The sequence below is a fragment of the Sphingopyxis sp. 10G20-10 genome, from assembly GCF_057365075.1.
In genome coordinates this window covers 322,347-341,187 of the sequence record NZ_CP195117.1, presented here as the reverse complement: position 1 = coordinate 341,187, position 18,841 = coordinate 322,347, and the positions used below count along the sequence as shown (strand labels likewise).

The 18,841-nt window shown below is 61.9% G+C and carries 22 protein-coding genes; 7 read left to right on the top strand and 15 right to left on the bottom strand.

What is annotated here, in order from left to right; genetic code table 11:
• Positions 1-6 precede the first annotated feature (6 nt).
• From feoB to ACR3XE_RS01600, 4 genes are read right to left on the bottom strand one after another with little or no spacing between them, the layout of a single operon-like run.
• Complete coding sequence (gene feoB / locus ACR3XE_RS01615) at positions 7-1,878, bottom strand: ferrous iron transporter B (protein WP_486185870.1); 1,872 nt, start codon at positions 1,876-1,878, stop codon at positions 7-9.
• Positions 1,875-2,126 (bottom strand): FeoA family protein, encoded by a 252-nt coding sequence (locus tag ACR3XE_RS01610; RefSeq protein ID WP_473699316.1) that lies wholly within the window; start codon positions 2,124-2,126, stop codon positions 1,875-1,877. The genes feoB and ACR3XE_RS01610 overlap by 4 nt, the downstream gene beginning before the upstream one ends.
• 50 nt (positions 2,127-2,176) lie before the next feature.
• The gene (locus ACR3XE_RS01605; protein ID WP_473699317.1) at positions 2,177-2,842 is read right to left on the bottom strand and encodes a COQ9 family protein; all 666 of its coding nucleotides are present in this window, start codon (positions 2,840-2,842) and stop codon (positions 2,177-2,179) included.
• 5 nt (positions 2,843-2,847) lie between these two features.
• Complete coding sequence (locus ACR3XE_RS01600; RefSeq protein ID WP_473699318.1) at positions 2,848-3,732, bottom strand: DMT family transporter; 885 nt, start codon at positions 3,730-3,732, stop codon at positions 2,848-2,850.
• 129 nt (positions 3,733-3,861) lie between these two features.
• Between ACR3XE_RS01600 and ACR3XE_RS01595 the strand changes: the two genes are divergently transcribed.
• Positions 3,862-4,950, top strand: a complete 1,089-nt coding sequence (locus ACR3XE_RS01595; protein ID WP_473699319.1) for an alkene reductase — start codon at positions 3,862-3,864, stop codon at positions 4,948-4,950.
• 19 nt (positions 4,951-4,969) lie between these two features.
• Here the strand turns inward: ACR3XE_RS01595 and ACR3XE_RS01590 are convergent, their stop codons facing one another.
• From ACR3XE_RS01590 to ACR3XE_RS01575, 4 genes are all read right to left on the bottom strand, one after another.
• Complete coding sequence (locus ACR3XE_RS01590) at positions 4,970-5,740, bottom strand: hypothetical protein (RefSeq protein ID WP_473699320.1); 771 nt, start codon at positions 5,738-5,740, stop codon at positions 4,970-4,972.
• The gene (ribH, locus tag ACR3XE_RS01585; RefSeq protein ID WP_473699321.1) at positions 5,727-6,152 is read right to left on the bottom strand and encodes a 6,7-dimethyl-8-ribityllumazine synthase; all 426 of its coding nucleotides are present in this window, start codon (positions 6,150-6,152) and stop codon (positions 5,727-5,729) included. The genes ACR3XE_RS01590 and ribH overlap by 14 nt, the downstream gene beginning before the upstream one ends.
• A gap of 69 nt (positions 6,153-6,221) precedes the next feature.
• Complete coding sequence (gene ribB, locus ACR3XE_RS01580) at positions 6,222-7,514, bottom strand: 3,4-dihydroxy-2-butanone-4-phosphate synthase (RefSeq protein ID WP_486185869.1); 1,293 nt, start codon at positions 7,512-7,514, stop codon at positions 6,222-6,224.
• A 57-nt stretch (positions 7,515-7,571) separates the two neighbouring features.
• Entirely contained in the window at positions 7,572-8,201 is a 630-nt protein-coding gene (locus ACR3XE_RS01575) for an ankyrin repeat domain-containing protein (RefSeq protein ID WP_486185868.1), read from the bottom strand.
• A 75-nt stretch (positions 8,202-8,276) separates the two neighbouring features.
• On the opposite strand from ACR3XE_RS01575, the gene ACR3XE_RS01570 reads away from it, so the two are divergent.
• Genes ACR3XE_RS01570 through ACR3XE_RS01560 form a run of 3 tightly spaced genes read left to right on the top strand, consistent with a single transcriptional unit; the run spans position 8,277 to position 10,058 of the window.
• Positions 8,277-8,924 carry an SCO family protein gene (locus ACR3XE_RS01570; protein ID WP_473699323.1) on the top strand — a complete coding sequence of 216 codons (648 nt, stop codon included), beginning with the start codon at positions 8,277-8,279 and terminating at the stop codon, positions 8,922-8,924.
• Positions 8,921-9,358 carry a YcgN family cysteine cluster protein gene (locus ACR3XE_RS01565; protein ID WP_473699324.1) on the top strand — a complete coding sequence of 146 codons (438 nt, stop codon included), beginning with the start codon at positions 8,921-8,923 and terminating at the stop codon, positions 9,356-9,358. Before ACR3XE_RS01570 ends, ACR3XE_RS01565 begins: the two co-directional genes overlap by 4 nt.
• Positions 9,339-10,058, top strand: coding sequence for a M48 family metallopeptidase (locus ACR3XE_RS01560; RefSeq protein WP_473699325.1), 720 nt, complete (start codon positions 9,339-9,341; stop codon positions 10,056-10,058). The genes ACR3XE_RS01565 and ACR3XE_RS01560 overlap by 20 nt, the downstream gene beginning before the upstream one ends.
• Positions 10,059-10,079: 21 nt before the next feature.
• Here the strand turns inward: ACR3XE_RS01560 and ACR3XE_RS01555 are convergent, their stop codons facing one another.
• The 5 genes from ACR3XE_RS01555 to ACR3XE_RS01535 all read right to left on the bottom strand — a co-directional run bounded on the left by ACR3XE_RS01555 (position 10,080) and on the right by ACR3XE_RS01535 (position 15,465).
• Entirely contained in the window at positions 10,080-12,140 is a 2,061-nt protein-coding gene (locus tag ACR3XE_RS01555; RefSeq protein ID WP_486186039.1) for a transglycosylase domain-containing protein, read from the bottom strand.
• Between the two features lie 196 nt (positions 12,141-12,336).
• Complete coding sequence (locus ACR3XE_RS01550) at positions 12,337-12,489, bottom strand: hypothetical protein (protein WP_473699326.1); 153 nt, start codon at positions 12,487-12,489, stop codon at positions 12,337-12,339.
• Between the two features lie 89 nt (positions 12,490-12,578).
• The gene (locus ACR3XE_RS01545) at positions 12,579-13,679 is read right to left on the bottom strand and encodes an NAD(P)/FAD-dependent oxidoreductase (protein WP_473699327.1); all 1,101 of its coding nucleotides are present in this window, start codon (positions 13,677-13,679) and stop codon (positions 12,579-12,581) included.
• Positions 13,676-14,392, bottom strand: coding sequence for a methyltransferase domain-containing protein (locus ACR3XE_RS01540; protein ID WP_473699328.1), 717 nt, complete (start codon positions 14,390-14,392; stop codon positions 13,676-13,678). Before ACR3XE_RS01540 ends, ACR3XE_RS01545 begins: the two co-directional genes overlap by 4 nt.
• Positions 14,389-15,465: a type III polyketide synthase gene (locus ACR3XE_RS01535; RefSeq protein WP_473699329.1), complete on the bottom strand. Its 1,077-nt coding sequence runs from the start codon at positions 15,463-15,465 to the stop codon at positions 14,389-14,391. Before ACR3XE_RS01535 ends, ACR3XE_RS01540 begins: the two co-directional genes overlap by 4 nt.
• Before the next feature lie 113 nt (positions 15,466-15,578).
• Here ACR3XE_RS01535 and ACR3XE_RS01530 point away from each other — a divergent pair, with 113 nt between their 5' ends.
• Positions 15,579-16,076 (top strand): DUF4402 domain-containing protein, encoded by a 498-nt coding sequence (locus tag ACR3XE_RS01530; protein WP_473699330.1) that lies wholly within the window; start codon positions 15,579-15,581, stop codon positions 16,074-16,076.
• A gap of 15 nt (positions 16,077-16,091) precedes the next feature.
• Here the strand turns inward: ACR3XE_RS01530 and ACR3XE_RS01525 are convergent, their stop codons facing one another.
• The gene (locus tag ACR3XE_RS01525; RefSeq protein WP_473699331.1) at positions 16,092-16,760 is read right to left on the bottom strand and encodes a YggS family pyridoxal phosphate-dependent enzyme; all 669 of its coding nucleotides are present in this window, start codon (positions 16,758-16,760) and stop codon (positions 16,092-16,094) included.
• A 49-nt stretch (positions 16,761-16,809) separates the two neighbouring features.
• Here ACR3XE_RS01525 and ACR3XE_RS01520 point away from each other — a divergent pair, with 49 nt between their 5' ends.
• Positions 16,810-17,415: a thiamine phosphate synthase gene (locus tag ACR3XE_RS01520; protein WP_473699332.1), complete on the top strand. Its 606-nt coding sequence runs from the start codon at positions 16,810-16,812 to the stop codon at positions 17,413-17,415.
• Here the strand turns inward: ACR3XE_RS01520 and ACR3XE_RS01515 are convergent.
• On the bottom strand, positions 17,412-18,077 hold the full coding sequence (locus ACR3XE_RS01515; protein WP_486185867.1) for a hypothetical protein: 666 nt from the start codon (positions 18,075-18,077) through the stop codon (positions 17,412-17,414). The genes ACR3XE_RS01520 and ACR3XE_RS01515 overlap by 4 nt on opposite strands.
• A 290-nt stretch (positions 18,078-18,367) precedes the next feature.
• Between ACR3XE_RS01515 and ACR3XE_RS01510 the strand changes: the two genes are divergently transcribed.
• The gene (locus ACR3XE_RS01510; RefSeq protein ID WP_486185866.1) at positions 18,368-18,829 is read left to right on the top strand and encodes a DUF3576 domain-containing protein; all 462 of its coding nucleotides are present in this window, start codon (positions 18,368-18,370) and stop codon (positions 18,827-18,829) included.
• Positions 18,830-18,841: the final 12 nt, after the last annotated feature.

The following is an 18,841-nucleotide window of genomic DNA, read 5'->3' as shown; positions in this document are numbered from 1 at the left end:
GAACGATCAGCCAAGCCCGAAGCTGACCGCCGTCCAATATGTAATACCTGCTGCGGCATAGGCGAGTGCGAATAAATAGCCAACCATGAACAATGGCCATTTCCACCCATTTGTTTCGCGGCGCGTGATCGCGATGGTCGAAATGCACTGCGGGGCAAAGACGAACCAGGCGAGGAAGGCGAGCGCGGTCGCGATGCTCCACCGCCCTTGCAGCCGTTCGCTCAACGACTGCGACACCGCGTTCTCGTCGTCGCCCGCGTCGATAGCATTGGCGGTGGCCAGCGCGGCGACAGCAACCTCGCGCGCCGCCATCGCGGGGATTAGCGCCAGTGCGATGTCATGGTTGAACCCGATGGGCTTGACGACGACTTCCAACCCGTTGGCGATTCGCCCGGCGACGCTATAATCGACCTGGCTTATCGGGCTGTCGATGGGCACTTTGGGATAGGAAAGCAGCAGCCACAATATGATGGTCGTATAGGCGATGATCGTGCCCGCGCGGCGCAGGAATATCCATGCCCGCTGCCACAGACTGATCGCAATGTCGCCCAGTCGCGGCCATTGGTACCGCGGCATTTCCATCATAAAGCCCGCGGTCGTCCCGCGCGTCACACTCCGCCGCAGCACCAGCGCGACGATCAGCGCACCGAAAATGCCCGAAATGTACAGGGAAAACAGCACCAATCCCTGCAACCCGACGGGACTGCCACCGACTTTTTGGTCGGGAATGAAGGCGCCGATGATCAGCGTGTAAACGGGCAGGCGCGCTGAACAGGTCATCAACGGTGCAATCAGGATGGTGGTCAGCCGGTCCTTGGCGTCGGGGATCGAGCGTGTTGCCATGATCCCCGGAACCGCGCAGGCAAAGCTGGATAGCAAAGGGATAAAGCCGCGTCCGGACAGGCCGACCTTGGCCATGATGCCATCCATCAGGAACGCCGCGCGCGTCATATAACCAGATGCTTCGAGCAGCAGGATGAAGACAAACAGGATCAGGATTTGCGGCAGGAACACGATGACCGCGCCAACCCCGCCCAAAATCCCCTCGACGATCAAGCCGCGCAAAAATCCATCGGGCAGGCTGCTCGTGACGAAGCCCTGAATGGCTGCAATGCCGGTTTCGAGCCAGCCGATCGGTGCCTCTGACCAAGCATAAACCGCCTGAAACATCAGGAACATCACTGCGAGCAACAGGATGAATCCACCGACGGGGTGAAGTGTCAGCCGGTCGATGCGCTGCGTCCAGCGCCGCGTCGGCGTTTCGGCGAGGGTCACGCGGCGCGAAATCGCCTGCGCGCGGCTATGCAAGGCCGTGTCGCCGGGGGGAGATATGGGCGCCGAGCCTTTATTCAACTGGTACGAAATTATGGCTTCGTCGAGCGCGGCTAGCAATTCGGTCAACCCGCGCTTGCGCACCGCGACGGTGGGAACGACGGGCACGCCCAATTCCTCGGCCAACCGCGTCGGATCGAGCGTTAGCCCGTCGCGTTCGGCCAGATCGAACATGTTGAGCGCGACCACGGTTGGCAGACCAAGAGCAATCAGTTCGAGTGCAAAGCACAGGTGATTGTCGAGGTTGGCGGCGTCGACGACGATGATCAGCGCATCGGGCTGGCGTTCGCCATCCTGCCGCCCCAAAATCACGTCGCGGGTCACGGCTTCGTCAGGACTTGCCGGTGTCAGGCTATAACTGCCGGGTAGGTCGAGTAGCGACAGGGGGCGCCCGTCGGACAGGCTGGCGTGGCCCGCCTTGCGCTCGACCGTAACGCCTGGATAATTGGCGATCTTTTGGCGCGCGCCGGTCATCGCGTTGAACAGGCTCGATTTGCCGGCGTTGGGATTGCCGACCAGTGCGATGGAAGGAACGGCGTTGGTCATGCCGCGGTCGGCTCAACCTGAATGGCGAGCGCCTGTGCCGCCCGAATCACCACCTGCATCCGCCCGATGCTGATCGACAGCGGGTCGCGCGAGAACAGGCTGCCGCGATGAAGCGGTGTAATCTCGACGCCTTCCATCATTCCGAACTCGCGCAGACGGCGGCCTTCGTCGTCTGACATATTCTGCCAGTCGATATGGGCAATACGCACGCGAAGTCCGAGCGGGGAGGAGTCGAGACGGCCAGTCATTTGCTAGCGATTATCAATAACAGCAAGCGAGCGCCATCAAATAATTCGGGTTACCGTCCGGGATAACGCAGCCGACCGACAAAGCGGGCGAGGCTGGGGCGTTCCATTTTTTGCGCGGCGCGGCGATGTTTCCATCCCTCGAACCGCATGACGGCATCGATGCGGCGGGCCAGAAAAGCGCGGGTGTCGGCATGGCCATCGCTCTCGTCATTCAGGAACACCGCCATGGTCGCGCCATAGACGCTGCCCAAAATTGCGCGTTTGCTGTAATGATTATAGTCGGTGGCCGTATCACCAGCGAGCCGCCACATCGTATCGGCAGCGCGCCAGCCGAGCTTGGCGGCAAAGGGCAAGTTTGTTGGTAGCGCGAGCAGTGCCAGCGCGCGGCGTAGCGATTCGCGTGTATCGGCGATCAGGTCCAGCCGCGCCTCGACCAATGTGATGATGCGCGCGCGGATCTTCATTGTCGCCAGTTTCTCGGCCGGCCAGCGTGCCGCCATTTCCGCATCGATCCAGGCGAACCAGGCGTCGATCATATCGCGCCCGCCGCCGGGAAAGGCGAGGGCGGAAATGTCGGGGTCGACACCTGCACGATGAGCCGCATCGTCCAACGCAGGGGCGCTGAACCCGTCGAACGCCGCCGATGTTGCAATCAACGGGGCGAGCGCGACGCGAATCTCGTCAAGCGTGGGGTCGGCAGAGAGGATTGAGGCCATAGGCTTCAGATAGGCCGGGCGGCGCGGCTGGGCAACCTTATCAGTACCAGCGCCGCCGCGACCAGCATCCCGCCCAGAACATCGATCAGGCCGAGCGTCTCGCCAAACATGATCCAGCCCGCAAGCGCCGCCACCGCCGGTTGCACAAGCAGCGTCAATCCCAGCACAAGTGGCGAAAAGCGCGGCAGCGACCAGATGATGAGACCCTGACCGACAATCTGACTGGTGAGGGCGAGCATAAGGAGTGGCGTCCAATTGTGCGGAACCATTGTTTCGCCGAACGCAAAGGATGTCATCAGCAAGATGGGAGCGGCGGCGGCGGATGCGATTGCCAGCGCCGACCATGCGCCCAACCCGCTGCGCACGCGCAGCATCAAAATAACATAGACGGTGTAGAGCGCGCCCGCGAGCAGGCTCAAAAGATCGCCGACCAAATAGTCAGGGCTCAGCTCATAACTTTGTCCCATCAGCAGGGCGGCACCCAGAAAGGCCAGAATGACCGCCAGCGCCTGCCACCCGCGCGGCAGGGCGCGGGCCAGAAAAATCCCCCACAGGACGAGCAACAGACTGGCGCAATTGCCAAACAAGGTGGCGTTGGCGATCTTGGTTTGCAAAATTCCAACATGCCAACTGGCGAGATCAAAGGCGAAAAAGATTCCGGCGGCGGCGGCAATGCCAATGGCAGAGCGCGATGGCCGCCCACCGCCCTCGCGCCATGCGAACAGGATGAGTAAAGGCAGCGCTAGCGTCAGCCGCCAAAAGGCTGATGCAACAGGGCCGGTGTCGGACAGCCGCACCAGCATCGCCCCCAAAGACAGCGCAAGATTGCCCGCAAGCAGCGCGGCAAAGGCCCATCGGCCAGAGGCTGATCGTGCGACTGTGTCGTCCACGGCTTGTCCTGCACTTAGATTTTCTTTTGCTACTGACACTTGCCCTGGGCGCGGGCCGTGCATAGCTGGTATCGACATAGCGGCGACCCATCGGTCCGTCGCGGGCAAAATGACAAGCAGGAGACACTTATGTCCGCACCCACGTTGTTCGATCCAATTTCACTTGGCTCCGTAACCGCTCCAAACCGTATCTTGATGGCACCGCTCACCCGCGGTCGCGCCGGTCATGGCTTTGTGCCCAACGAACTGGCGCGCGAATATTATCGCCAGCGCGCGTCGGCGGGGCTGATTATTTCCGAAGCGACCGGCATTTCGCAGGAAGGACTCGGCTGGCCGTCCGCGCCGGGACTGTGGACCGACGAGCAGGTGGAAGGCTGGAAGCCCGTGACCGAGGCTGTTCATAAAGCGGGCGGACGCATCATTGCCCAGCTGTGGCATATGGGCCGGCTCGTCCATTCGGTGTTCAACGACGGCAAGCAGCCGGTTTCGGCATCGGCAACCACCGGTCCGGGACGCGCGCACACGCCGATGGGCCGCATGGACCTTGAAGAAGCGCGTCCGCTTCGCCTCGACGAAATTCCCCGCGTGATTGCCGATTATGTCCATGCCGCCGAAAATGCCAAAAAAGCCGGATTTGACGGCGTTCAGTTGCACGGCGCGAACGGCTATTTGATTGACCAGTTCCTGCGCGACAGCACCAACCTGCGCGACGATGGTTATGGCGGGTCGGTGGACAATCGCATCCGGCTTTTGCGCGAAGTGACTGCGGCATTGATTGGCGTCTGGGGTGCAGATCGCGTTTCTGTGCGCCTGTCTCCCAATGGCGAAACACAGGGCACCGACGACAGCCATCCGGAAATCTTGTTTCCTGCTGCGGCAGCCACGCTCGACGCGCTCGGCATCGCGTTCCTCGAATTGCGCGAGCCTGGTCCCGGTGGTACTTTTGGCAATAGCGATGTGCCCAAACAGTCACCCGCCATTCGCAAGGTTTTTTCAAACCCGCTCGTCCTCAATTCGGACTTCACAGCTGAATCGGCGCAAGCCGCACTCGATAGCGGCGTTGCCGACGCGATCAGCTTTGGCCGACCGTTTATCGCCAATCCCGATCTGGTCGAACGGATCCGCACGGGTGCCGATTTGGCGGCGGATGATATGAAGACGTGGTATTCGCCTGGTCCCGAAGGCTATATCGACTATCCCGCGCTCGTAGACGCTTGAGCGGCGTAGGTCGGGCGGGTCACTCCCGCTCGGCCACCGCCTTGTCGATGATCGACGCCCCCATCGGGGCCAATATCTTGTTGCCAAAGCGAAGCAGCACGAACGCGCCGAACAGCAACAGCAACGGCTGGACAAATAATATGACGAGCGCGGCCGTCACCAACACCAAAAACGGCGTGATAAATCCGTTGCGTATCTGGGCCTGACCTTTTGGCCCCAGCGTGATGGTGCGCGGTCCCTTGGCGTCCCACCATTTGCCGGTGACGATGGTCTGACGATTGCCCCCGGCTTGCGGTGCAGGGCGGCTGGCGATCCGCGCCGGGGCGGTTTGTGCGGAGGTGGGTCGAGGTCGATCCTCTTGGTCGTCGGCCCAATCCTGACGGCTGGCGATCCGTGCTTTCCCTGCATGGGCCGCCGGTCGCGGCCGGTCCTCTTGCTCATCCGCCCAGGCCCGTCGGCTTTTTTCGGCAATGGTCGTCGCGATTTTGGCCCGGACAGGATCCATGGCTATTGTTTTGGTCTTGGCTGGCCGCCGCGATGGGGCCGTCTGGACGAGTGGGGCCGGTCGGGCAGTCAGCCCCGATGCGGCGCGGGCCTTGGCGGAAATATCGGGGGCTTGGCTTAATTGTGGAGGGCGGATGGGTTCGATGCCGCGCGCGCGATCATGTTCTTCCATACGCTCGGCGGCAGTTGGCGGGGTGTCGCCGGTCTCATTATCAATGACGACCAGCCGACCACCGCGCTCGATGACGGCAAAGCGATTAGGGGGTGCGCTATCAACCAAAACCAAATTTGTCCTTCAGCGCCAACATGGCGAGCGCGGCCTTCGCAGCCTCGCCGCCCTTATCCTTGCGCGTCTTGTCGGCGCGTGCAAGCGCTTGATCTTCGTTCTCTACGGTTAATATGCCGTTTCCAATCGCCATTCCGTCGAGCGTCAGCGCCATAATGCCGCGCGCACTTTCGTTGGAAACGACCTCGAAATGATAAGTTTCGCCGCGCAGCACGACCCCGACAGCGACATAGGCGTCATACCGTCCGCTCTCCGCCGCCATCGCAATCGCGGCCGGAATTTCCAGCGCGCCGGGGACCGTGACCGTCTCATGGCTATAGCCCGCTGCGTCGATGGCGCTGCGAACCCCGTCGAGCATCAGGTCATTGATATGCGTATAGAATCGCGCTTCGACGATCAGGATATGGGCCATTATTCTTCCTTTGGCTTGTCATGGGCGGCGAGCGTTGCGCCTTGATATTTCGGATCATGCCCGAACCGTTCAGTTGATGGCGAGTTCGGCAACGACACGCAGGCCATAGCCTTCTAGTCCGACCAGATTGCGGTGGGTGGGGGTCAGCAATTCCATATCTTGGACGCCCAGGTCGGCGAGAATTTGTGCGCCGATGCCATAGGATCGAAAGTCTGCCGACACGTCATCGCTGGCGGATGGCTCCTTTTGCTCTTTCGTGGCGGCCAGCGAGGCTACCAGAACGTCGGATGATGGCGGGACCAGCAGGACGATCAGGCCGGATCCGCGCTCGCCAATCGCCTCCATCGACCGCTGCAAAATCCGTTTGCGCGGCCCGGGCGATCCCAGAACGTCAAAGGCCACCGACAAGCCGTGCATCCGCACCAATGTTGGCTTGCCGGATTCGATATTACCCTTTTGCAAGACCAAATTGGTGCTGCCATCGACGCTATTGCGATAGGCCTTGATACGCCAGTCGCCACCATAGTCAGAGGCGAAGGGGGCGTCGGAGACACATTCGACCAGCCGGTCGTGGCGGTGGCGGTACGCGATCAGGTCGGCGATTGTGCCGATTTTCATGCCGTGGCGCCGCGCGAAAGGGATCAGGTCATCCATCCGCGCCATCGTCCCGTCATCCTTCATGATCTCACAGATCACGCCCGACGGGTTCAGGCCGGCAAGGCGGCTGATGTCCACCGCGGCCTCGGTATGACCGGCGCGCACCAGCACACCACCTTCGCGTGCAATCAACGGGAAAACATGGCCGGGTGTCACGATCTCTTCCTGACCCTGGCCCGAATCAATCGCCACCGATACCGTTCGCGCCCGGTCTCCGGCTGAAATGCCGGTTGTGACGCCTTCGCGGGCTTCGATGGACACGGTGAAGGCGGTTTCATGCCGCGTACCATTCTTGCGACTCATCAGTTCGAGGCCCAATTGTTCGCAGCGGCCCTTCGTCAGGCTGAGGCAAATAAGTCCGCGACCATGTGTTGCCATGAAATTGATCGCATCGGGCGTCGCCATCTGCGCCGGTATGACCAGATCACCCTCATTTTCGCGATCCTCGTCGTCGACCAATATGAACATACGGCCATTACGCGCCTCTGCGATGATTTCTTCGGGCGTCGCCATCGGCGATTCGTCGCTGTCAAAGGTGAGCCAGTTTTCCAGCTTGCGCAGCGTTTCGGCAGTCGGGTTCCAGTCGGGCGATTCCAGATCGCGCAGGCTGTTGGCATGAAGACCGGCGGCTTTCGCAAGGCCGGAACGCGACACGGTGCCTTGGTCGACAACGGTGCGGATTCGATCAATGAGTTGCGTAGACATGTCCACGCTTTCTCACATTATAATGTGATCGTCAACCAGCAAATCACATTTCAAATGTCAGGTGGGCCCGAAAACAGGTCCTGTTGGGACGCGCAGCTCATCCGGTTTTGCGTCGAGCAGCTTGAGCATTTCCCCACTGCGATCATCGCGGCGGGCATAATCGCGCGCCGACAGCCCTGCGACATGATCGGTCGTGTCTGGGTTGGCGCCATGCTTCACAAGCAAACGGACCATGTTGGCACTTTTCGTCTGCACCGCCAGAATCAGTGCCGTTTCGCCGCGCCGGTTCGATTGATCGACCGCCGCGCCGCCTTCGATCAGAGATTCGGCCCCCTCGGTAAATCCCAGCAAGGTGGCGTGCATCAATGGTGTCATGCCATTTTTATCGGCAATTGACGGGTCGCCGCCCTTGCTGAGTAGAAAACGTGTCCAGGTTTCGTCGCGACGCTGGATGACGATCGACAGCGCGGTCTCACCGGTACTGTTGTCGCGTGTGTTGACTACACGCGTTGTTTCATCATTGAGCAGATCGGTGGCTTTGTTTCCGTCGCGGTCGCGAACGGCTTTGAGGAAATTATAGCTATCGGAAAATTGGGCCATCGCGGGAGCACTGCTTAGCAACAGCGTCGCCCCGCCGAGCGGAAGCGCGAGCAAGGACAAGCGCAGGACCAAGGAACGAACGGACATAATACCCCCAAAAAGCGGCGCTTCACGCGCAACACGCGGTTGATTTTTACACATTAGCCGACCATGGCTGGCCGCATGATGAACAAGCCAACTATCCTGCAATCGCTCCGACGCGCAAGTCTTCTGCTTGTTGCGGGCCTGTCCCTCGCCGGATGCAATGGCCCAGCCGAACAACCACCGGCCGAGCCACCGCTGGCGGGCGCAAGCCTGGGTGGACCGTTCACGCTCGTCGATCAAACGGGCAAGACTCGCCGTGACACAGACTTTGCGGGGCAATATCGCATCGTCTATTTCGGCTATAGTTTTTGCCCTGATGTATGTCCCATCGATCTGCAAAAGCTCATGCGCGGCCTCGCCAAATTTGAAAAGCAGGACCCCGAACGCGGTAAGAAAATCGTACCCATGTTTATCACCATCGACCCCGAACGCGACACGCCCGCCGAGCTCGCGTCCTTCGTCGCCCGCTATCACCCACGTCTGCTGGGGCTGACCGGAACGCCCGAACAAATCGCCGCCGTGGCCAAGGCCTATGCCGTCAGCTACCAAAAAATCGAAGGGTCGGCGCCCGACCGCTATTTGATGGCGCACAGCCAGATGGCCTTTCTGATGGGGCCAAAGGGCGAGCCGCTGGCGCTGTTGCCGCTCGATGATCCGTCGACGCCCGACACCGATGAAGGCGCACCCGACAAGGTTGCTGCCGACCTGGCCCGCTGGGTGCATTGACCGCAGAACGCCCCTTTTGGGACGCCCCGCTCGCCAGTCTTGACGCCGGGCAGTGGGAGGCACTGTGCGACGGCTGCGGTAAATGCTGTTTGCACAAGGTCGAGGATGAAGACACGGGGCGCATTTATCCCACCAATGTCGCCTGCCGCTTGCTCGACCTTCGCACCGCACGGTGCGGCGATTATAAGCATCGCCGAAGCCATGTCCCCGATTGCCTGACGCTGACCAAGGGTAAGGTCGCTGATATCGAATGGCTGCCGCAAAGCTGCGCCTATCGGTTACGCGCTGCCGGTGAACCGCTGCCCGACTGGCATTATCTGGTGTCGGGGGACCGTGATGCGGTGCATCGCGCGGGCGAATCAATTGTCGGCTGGACGGTCAGCGAAACGCTCGCAGGGCCGTTGGAAAATCATCTTGTCACCCGCCCCGTCTGACCGGGCGGAGATCCGGGTCGGCGAGACTGTCTGGCCTGTCAGACTGGTCCGCCACGCGCGAGCCAAGCGGTATCGCCTGATTGTCGATGCGGCACGCAGTGAATTGCGCCTCACCCTGCCGAGCCGTGCGAGCATCAAGGTTGCCCTGCGTTGGGCCAGCGAGCAGCAGGCATGGCTCGAACAGCAATTTGATCAGGCGCGTGTGCCTGTCGTGGTGGGACCGGGGGTTAGCCTGCCCTACCGCGGGGGAATGCGTCAGGTCCAGTGGGACGCCGCCTTGCCCCGCCGTATAAAGGATGACGGCGCAGCGCTGTTGCTCGGTGGTCCGGTCGAACAGGTTGGTCGGCGTATAGAGCGCTGGTTAAAGGCTGCGGCGCTCGACCTGCTTACGACGGAAAGTCAGGCTTTGGCAGCGCAAGCAGGCTTGCCCGTAGGGCGCGTCGGTGTCGGCGATCCGCGCAGCCGCTGGGGCAGTTGCTCGGCGGCTGGTGATCTGCGCTACAGTTGGCGGCTCATCATGGCCCCCGATCATGTCCGCCGCGCGACAGTCGCGCACGAGGTCGCGCACCTGCGTCATATGGACCATGGACCGGCCTTTCACGCGCTGGTTGCAGAGCTGCACGACGATGATGTCGATGCGGCGCGCGGCTGGCTACGCCGCGAAGGGCGCGGGCTACATTGCTATCGTTTTTCCAGCTGACATAAGCTGCGGCGCACCCTTCTATTGCAGGTCGGCGCCTGATTCTCGTGCCGGGGGCCGCTGGGGTGGCGAGGCTTTCGGCGGGGGAAGCGTTTTTGCGGGCGGCGGCTGGACCATCTTGGGCTGACCCGACTTTGCTGCAGGCGGAGCGGCCCCCTCCGGCGGACTCCCTTGCGGCGGACGGCGCCCGGTCTGCTCTTCGATCCATTGCTGGTTCAGGACCGGTCCTTCGGGGCCACCGACCTGAGGCGGTGGGAGATCCCCTGCCGTCGGCAATTCGATCGGCATCCCATTTTCATCAACATAGCCGCCATCTTCGGGCGCGCCGAAATAGGCGTCATCATCGCCTTCCATCTGCCATTCGGGCAGTTTGACGACGGTATCAAAGGCTTCGACGGGCCGATTGGAGACTGCGATTCGCATATAATCGGCAAAGGCCTTCGCCGGAGCTCGTCCGCCATAGAGGCCGCCGACCGGCTTGGCGTCGTCGCGGCCCATCCACACACCGGTTGTCAGCCCACTCGAAAAGCCGAGGAACCAGCCGTCTTTGTTGCTTGATGTGGTGCCGGTCTTGCCCGCGACAGGGCGTCCGATCTGGGCAGCGCGTCCGGTTCCGGTGTTTACCGCCGTTTGCATCAGGTCGGTAATCCCGGCGGCGACCCAGTCATCGACCAGTTTTTGGGGCCTTTCTGGTTCGCGCTGATAAAGGAGTTTGCCTTCGGCGGTCGTCACTTTGGTAATGGCATAGGGCTGCACCGATACGCCGCGCCGCGCGATGGCGGCAAAGGCGGTGGTCATGTCAATGACACGGACTTCGGCGCTGCCCAATACCATAGAGGGATGGGTGTTGATGGGCGTCGAAATGCCAAATCGCCGCGCCATATTGGCGACCGAAGAAAATCCGACCGCATCGCCCAATTTGGCCGCGATGGTGTTGACCGAATAGGCAAAGGCCGTGCGCACCGACATGGCACCGGCAAAGCGGCCCGATGAATTGCGCGGCGACCAGCCGTTGATTGTCACCGGTTCGTCAATCACCTCGTCATCGACATGATAACCGGCCTCCAGCGCGGCCATATAGACAAAGACTTTCCACGCCGAACCCGGCTGACGCACCGCTTGGGTGGCACGGTTATAGTTGGAGGTGACATAGTCGGTGCCGCCAACCATCGCGCGCACCGCGCCATCACGGTCTAGCGATACAAGCGCGCCCTGCACCCCGGCCGGGGCATTGGCCTGAATTGCTGCGGTGGCGGCGCGCTGCATACCAAGGTCGATGGTCGTATAAACGTCGATCGGTTCATTGCCTTCATCGATCAGCATATCGAGCTGGGGCAGCGCCCAGTCGGTGAAATAGCGCGCGCTATTTTGTCCGGTTTCGCTTGCCAGTTCTACATTGGCGGGCTTGGCGTTTGCGGCCTGTGCCGGGCTGATGACATCGGCATCAACCATGACTTTCAGGACGACTCCGGCGCGCCCCAGCGCAGCCTTGGCATCGGCGGTCGGCGAATAGCGCGAAGGTGCCTTGACCAGACCGGCAACAATCGCCGCCTCGGACAGCGACATTTGCGTCGCGCTATGGCCAAAGAAACGGCGTGATGCGGCGTCGATGCCATAGCTGCCGCCGCCAAAATACACCTTGTTCAAATAAAGCTCGAGTATCTGGTCCTTGGAAAATTTCCATTCCAGCGCCATCGCCAGCACTGCCTCGCGTATTTTACGGGAGAAAGTATAGCTGTTCGACAGAAAGACATTGCGCGCCAGTTGCTGGGTGATCGTCGATGCGCCCTGCATCCGGCGACCCTTGCCATAATTTTCAACGGCCGTGACGGCGGCGCGCGCCAAACCAACGGGATCGACCCCCGGATGATAGCGAAAGCGACGATCCTCGACCGCTACCATGGCATCCTGCATCACTTGCGGGGTTTCGCTCAGCGGCAGCCAGCGGCCATAATTGGGACCGAGGGAGAAGAATATTGTGCCGTCAGCCGCATGGACGCGCACTGTTTGTCCTGCCGGTGATTTTCTCAGCTCTTCAAAGCTGGGGATGCGCTGCGCCGCGATGGCCACAGCTACCGCCATCGCAACGACACCGACAAAGGCGAGGCCAAACCCCCATTTGATCAGCCGCCGAAACCAAAGCCGCAGCCGCGACGAGCGGCCTTTGGATGAGCGTGACCCTTTTCGGCCCGAACCATTTTGTTTCTTGTCGCGGCCCAACGCCTCGTCCCTTCCCTCGCTGAGCTGCACGCGGCATCAGCACTCGCTCTACAACGGCTCAATCAGCGTCGGCGTTCGAATCATCCGGCGCGCGGCCAGCGAAGTCAAGCGCCGTGCCGTTGATGCACGAACCCAAACCCGACGACACCAGCCCATCGCCAAAAATATGTCCCGCCGACGGATTGACCGGGCGGTCAGTGGGGTCGGCCATGGTGTCGATCTCCTGCGGAAATATCAGAGGCGTTATATCGGAATGCCACACTAATGCTGCAAGTGCCATGAACGGACTTCATTCTGTCCCTATGGTCCCATTCGTGTGGCGCGCAACATGAACTGGACGATGGCGGGAAAATGCCGGGCTATGCGGACCATAGGGCCGGCGGTCGACACGGACTCTCCCGCGCGCCATATCAGTCCCGCGAGCGCAAAGGGCCGTACCATTTTATGCGCCAGTTGACGCTGGAATGGCGGGGCGGCCAACGCTCCTCCGCGTTGCGCTGCCGTCACCGCCAGCGCCGCGCTGACCAGCGCAACCCCCATTCCCTCGCCAGCCAGCGACGGGATAACGCCTGCCTGATCGCCCAGCCGGAACAGTCCATTTTCGGTTTTGGCGGTGCGCCAGCCATAGGGAACATGGCCAATCGCATCGATAGCGCGCGACCAGTCGGCATGGGCCAGACGCTCACCCAACTGAGGCAGTTCATCACCAAGCGCGCGCAGCAAGGCGGCTGGCTGGCCGTCCTCGCCGTCAAGCCGCGACTTGTGAACCGCAAGGCATAGGTTGGCGCTGCCATCCTCTTGGCGCACCAGTCCGGCATAGCCGCGATCAAACAGATGCAGTTCGACAGCATCGCCGACCAGCCGCTCTATCGCGGCGCTTGTGGGCAGGCGCAGGCGTAGCCCCATTACCGGATCGGCCTTTTGCCAAGCCGCAGGGTCGCGGGGCTCTCCCCGAAATCCATGCTTTCCAGCCGCAAGAAACAGCAATTCGGCTGACAATAACGCTCCGTCGCGGGTGCTCACCTGTTGCGGCGACAGGGCAGTGGCATGGACGCCGCGTTCAAGTGCGACTCCGGCGCGCACCGCCTCTGCCTGCAGCGCGCTGTCGAGGCGATGGCGTGACACGCCCATGGCGGGGCGGGGCAGAGCGGTTTCGCTGTGCTGCTTGCCGGCAAATAGTCGCACCCGATTGACCGTCTGACCTTTGAGCGTGGTTGGTTCGACGCCAAGCGCCGTCAGCCTGTCCAGCGATTGCCAGCTAAGAAACCCGCCGCACAGCGTATCGCCCGTCTCGCGTGTTCGTTCGAGCAGCATGGTACGGGTGCCGCCGCGCGCTAGCCCGATCGCCGTCGCCGCACCCGCCGGTCCCGCCCCGATGACCAGAGCCTCGGGCGTTGTCACCGAACCCGCTCGACACACAGCCGATAGGGAAAGCTGCGATATATGCGGGCGTCGTGCGATGTTTGGGGCAGCGCATCGGCCAGCATCGCCTGCCATTCGTCTGGACGAAAGCTGCGCCCGACTGACAATTGCCCGTCGCGGCGAACGATTGGGTCAACCCATGCCAGCGTCGCGAGCAGCGGATAGCCCATGAAGGGCAGGCGCTGGCGGTGGAGGTCATTGATCAGCCAGCCCAGTGCGGCGTGCTTGTCCATGAAACGTAAGAAATCGGCGCGCTGCTCTGGGCTCATATGGTGGGTGACGAGGCTCGACAGGATGATGTCCCACGGCTCGTCGGCCAGATCGCGATAATCGCTGGTTACCAGTCTGACCTTTGAGTCCAGCCGGTCACGCGCAGCGGCCTCGCTCTTGGGGTTAAGGTCGACGCCGGTCAACTCAAGCGCCACTCCGCGCCGTTCGCCCCAGCGCGCAATATGCGCCAACATATCGCCGCCGCCAAACCCGACATCCAAGATGCGCCACGGACGTTGCGTTGCCAGCCCGCGGTCGCGCACGCGTTCCAGAAAGCCGATGGTCGGTCGCGCCGCTAACGTCAGGACATTGATCCGCGCTAAGTCGGCCAGCACCTTGGCATAGCGGTGGGGGGCCAGCTCGACGGCGTCCATCTCCTCATCGGTGGTGATGGGCGCGCGCAGGCTGGCGAAGGGATTCATGGCGCGTGAAAGCGGATGGCTTCGGCGGCTAGTCCGGGACCAAAGGCGATGGCCAGCCCGTCGCCCTTTGCGCCGCGCGCCATCATGCGCGCGAGGACGAACAATATCGTCGCCGATGACATATTGCCAAAACACGCCAGCACCGCGCGGCTGTCACCCAGCGAATCGGGATCGGCGTCGAGCGCTGATTCGACGGCATCGAGCACCGAGCGCCCGCCAGCATGGACCGCGAGCAAGGGCGGCAATGCTTTGCCGGTGCCGAACAGTTGGTCGCGCACCCCCGGCGCGGCCAAAGCCTGTTTTAGCCGACCCGGAACCTCGCCCGATAATTGCATGGCAAAGCCGGTCTCGCCAATATCCCAGCGGATCAGGTCGGCGCTATCCTCCAGTGCCAGACTGCGTCCTTCGGCCAGCGCAAGCCCACCGGGTGCCGCGCTCACAATTCCGGCGGCTGCGCCGTCGCTGAACTGGAGCATCGCGAGTAACGGTTCGGGTTCCTTTTCGAGTTGCAAGTGCAGGGTCGACAGCTCGACACTAACCATCAACACCACCGCATCGGGTTCCGAGCGCACAATATGACGTGCGGTGCGCAGCGCGGTCACACCGGCATAGCAGCCCATGAAGCCGATCAGCACGCGTTCGACTGTCGCTGACAGCCCCAGTTCGCGCGCGATGATCTGGTCGATTCCGGGGGCGACAAAGCCGGTGCAGCTGGCGACGACGATATGGGTGATGGCAGCGGGATCAAAGGCATCGCCCAGCGCACGAATAGCGGTAAGGGCCAGTCGGGGTGCATGTTCGGCATAAAGCTTCATACGTGCCGATGTTGGCGGCAGGCCGGGGGTATCGTAAAATCCACCCTCAGCGACGGGCGATCCGCCAGCGGCGGTCGGCGGCAGCACAGACCAGCGATGATCGATTCCCGACCGGTTCGCCATGCGAGAGAAGATTGCGCGCACGCGGTCGTCGGCAAGGCGCGGCGTCGCCCAGTCGATAAAGGCCTGGTGAATATCATGATCGGGGGCCGCCGTGGCGAGCGCGTTGAGCCACGCGGGTGGCGAAGGGTCGGTCATGTTACTCCTTTGGCGCAAAACAAGGTGCGGTGCCAGCGGAGAAGCGCGCACGGACCTTTACGGCTGTTTAACCATGTTCGGGCTATTTTGGATGCGTGGGACTGCGATTTTTCTTGATTTTACTGCTGCCTCTGGCGGCCCCTGTGCCTGCGGCGGCGCAGTGTTTGCTATGTGCAAAGGTCAAGGAAGGCACCGTCATCCGGTCGTCGGAGGACGCGGCACCGCTTCATGTCGATGTCGAAACCCAGCTTGATTTCAGCCGCGTCGCGGTTGGAGCGATGGGCGGCGAGGTCGATGTTGATCCGGTGACAGGAACGCGCCAGCTGCGCGGTGATGTGGTCAATCTGGGCGGTTTTGCCGTGACCGGTGTCGTCACTGTGCGCGGCACGCCCGGTGCAGAATTACGGGTTTTCCTGCCCGCGTCGGTCGATCTGGAAAGCGAAAACGGGCAAAGCGCGCGCGTCACCGGCCTTAAAACCGACCTGTCAGCCGCGCCGAGGCTTGGCGCCGATGGCCGGTTGAAGTTCCACTTTGGCGGCCGGTTGCAACTCGATGCGGCCGATGACGGCAATTATCGCGGCCGCATTCCGGTAACCGTAGAATATCAATAAGGAACGCTGCGCGCGCTAAACCGGTGTGCGCTCGCCGAACAGTGCGCTTCCGACGCGGACATGCGTCGCGCCCAGCGTGACGGCCTTTTCATAATCGGCGCTCATCCCCATCGATCGCAACGGCAAGTCATGCCTCTCGGCCAATTCGTCGAGCAGGGCAAAAAAGGGACTCGCTTCTATGGCGGCGGGCGGAATCGCCATCAGGCCGCTGATCGTAAGTCCGGCGTCTTTAGCCTCGTCGAGCAGCGCGGGCAGACTGGCGACGGCGCAGCCGCCCTTTTGCGGTTCATCGCCGATATTGACCTGGATGAACAATTGCGGTTGGCGGCCCTGCTTGTCGATGGCGCGGGCCAAAGCCGTGACCAGCGATGACCGGTCGATGGAATGGATCGCATCGAACAACGCCACCGCATCGTCGGCCTTGTTCGACTGCAACTGACCGATCAGGTGGAGGATGATATCGGAATGTCCGGCGCGCAGCACAGGCCATTTCGCGGCGGCCTCGGCCACGCGATTTTCACCGAAATGGCGCTGCCCTGCGGCAATCAGGGGCTGAATCGCGTCGGCATCATGGGTTTTCGAAACCGCAATCAGCTGAATATCGCTGTCCTTGCGCCGCGCGCGCTTCGCCGCCGCCGCGATGGCCGTGTTGACCTGAGCCAGCCTGTCTGCTGCCGTTTCCATTGCATTCCCTCGCGTTGCGCCTGTTCGCGACGGGCCTATAGAAAGGGCCATGCCGCGACGCCACCCCCCTGTCTTGCCGACACACTGGCTGTTCACCGATGAACGGCTGGACGGTCACTTGGTTGCTATCGCCGCACAACTCCCACCCGGCAGCGGGATTGTGGTCCGTCACGACCATTTGCGGCCCGGTGCGCGCTGGCGGCTTTTGCGACGGTTGATACGGATCGCCAAGGCGCGGCACTTGACGATATTGCTCGCCGGATCGCCCGCACAAGCGGTGCGTTGGGGCGCTGACGGTGTCCATCTGCGCCAACGGAACAAGGGCGAGGCGAAGCGGGCACAGCGACTCGGCCTGTGCCTGACCATGCCCGTGCATAATGAACGCGAGGCTCGCGCCGCGCGGCGCGCGGGTGCCGATCTTGTCTTTGTATCGCCGCTCTACCCGACCCACTCACATAAAGAGGCGGACGGACTCGGTCGTCGGCGATTCGCGCGTTTGGCGCGCTTGAGCGGGACGCAAGTGGCGGCGCTTGGCGGGATGACCAACGCACGCGGGCGGGCGCTGCGACTCACCAGTACGCAAAGCGGCTTTGCCCCCGGATGGGCTGCGATTGATTATTGGGAAAAGGCGGCGCGTAAACGCCGACCGCGTTAGAAGCGGAACTGAGTTCCGACATAAACGGCTTGACTGTCGCGACGGCTATCGGCGAGCGGCTCAAGCCGGTCGTCGCTCTTGTACCGTACACCGGCGGTGACATCGAGATTGCGGGTCACGCGATAGCTGCCGACCACATCGACAGCCTGTCCCGACGTCGGCACACTGGCCTTGGCCGGATCACGCGTTCCGTTGATCATGCGCGTTGCGAAACGCGATTTCGATTCGGGCTGATCGGGGGCACGGGCAACCGGCAAGTTGCGGATATCGATTCCCGGGGTCAGTTTGGGCGTCGCAAATTTCTCAAAGCCAAGCGATTCGCCCAGATCATAGGCGACGGGAGTAAAGGCGGCTGGCGCCTTGGTGCGGCCTGCCGCCAGAGCGGCGGTGCGGGCGGCGCTGCTTTCATCGCGGGCGCGGACGACGACGGTGATCGCGCGAGTCTTGCGGCTCTCGTCGGTCAGTGCAGGGGTGAAGCTGAAATTACGGCGTGAATTTTCAGACACTTTGGCATAACGGGCAATGAGACGCGGATCGCCCGAGGCGGGGGTAAATTGACCCAGCAAAGCCTCTGAAAAATTGGTATCACGGATTCGCTCAGCGCGACTCATGGCGGCAAGGGCTGGCGGCAAGGCGAGCGTCAACGCAGCCAAAACGGCCACGCCCCCTCTCCAATACTGCTTTGGCACCTGTGCCATTTTCCTGCGACTCCAATAGTTCTGCCTGTCATAGATAGGACGCTTGACAACATTTTGCCAGTGATTCCGGACTCTTTCATCGCGTCATATTGATTTTGAACGTCAATGTTGCCCTATGACCACAGTCTGAACTGTGAAGGTGCTGCAATTGCCGCGCTTGCCGGACGGCGGCAACGGCGATAGAGACCGCCGCATATCTCCCTTACGCGCAGTGGCTGGGCCTGGTCGCTGCGCATTTATGAAGGTTAACTGGCATGATCCAACTTTCCGCCCTTGCGTCTTTCGGTCGCCGTTCTGCCACTTTGGCGCTGCTCGTGACGGCGGCTGCCGGTCTGTCGGCTTGTGGCGGCAAAGATCGCCCGCGCGCAGACCTTGCCGCATCGCAAGTGACGACGATTGGCGTGAACAGCTATTTGTGGCGGGCATCGCTCGACGCCTTGTCGTTCATGCCTTTGCTTCAGGCCGATTCGTCGGGCGGCGTGATTATCACCGATTGGTACGCCAACCCCGGCAATGACACCGAACGGATGAAGGTGACGGTTTCGATTCTGGATCAGGACCTGCGCGCCGATGCGTTGCGCGTCGCCGCTTCGCGCCAAGTTGCACAGAACGGGACATGGGTCGATGCGCCGGTGCAGGCGGCAACGGTTCAAAAGCTGGAAGAGATCATCCTCACCCGCGCCCGCGATTTGCGCCGCAACGCCATCGGGGGTTGAATCGCACCGCCT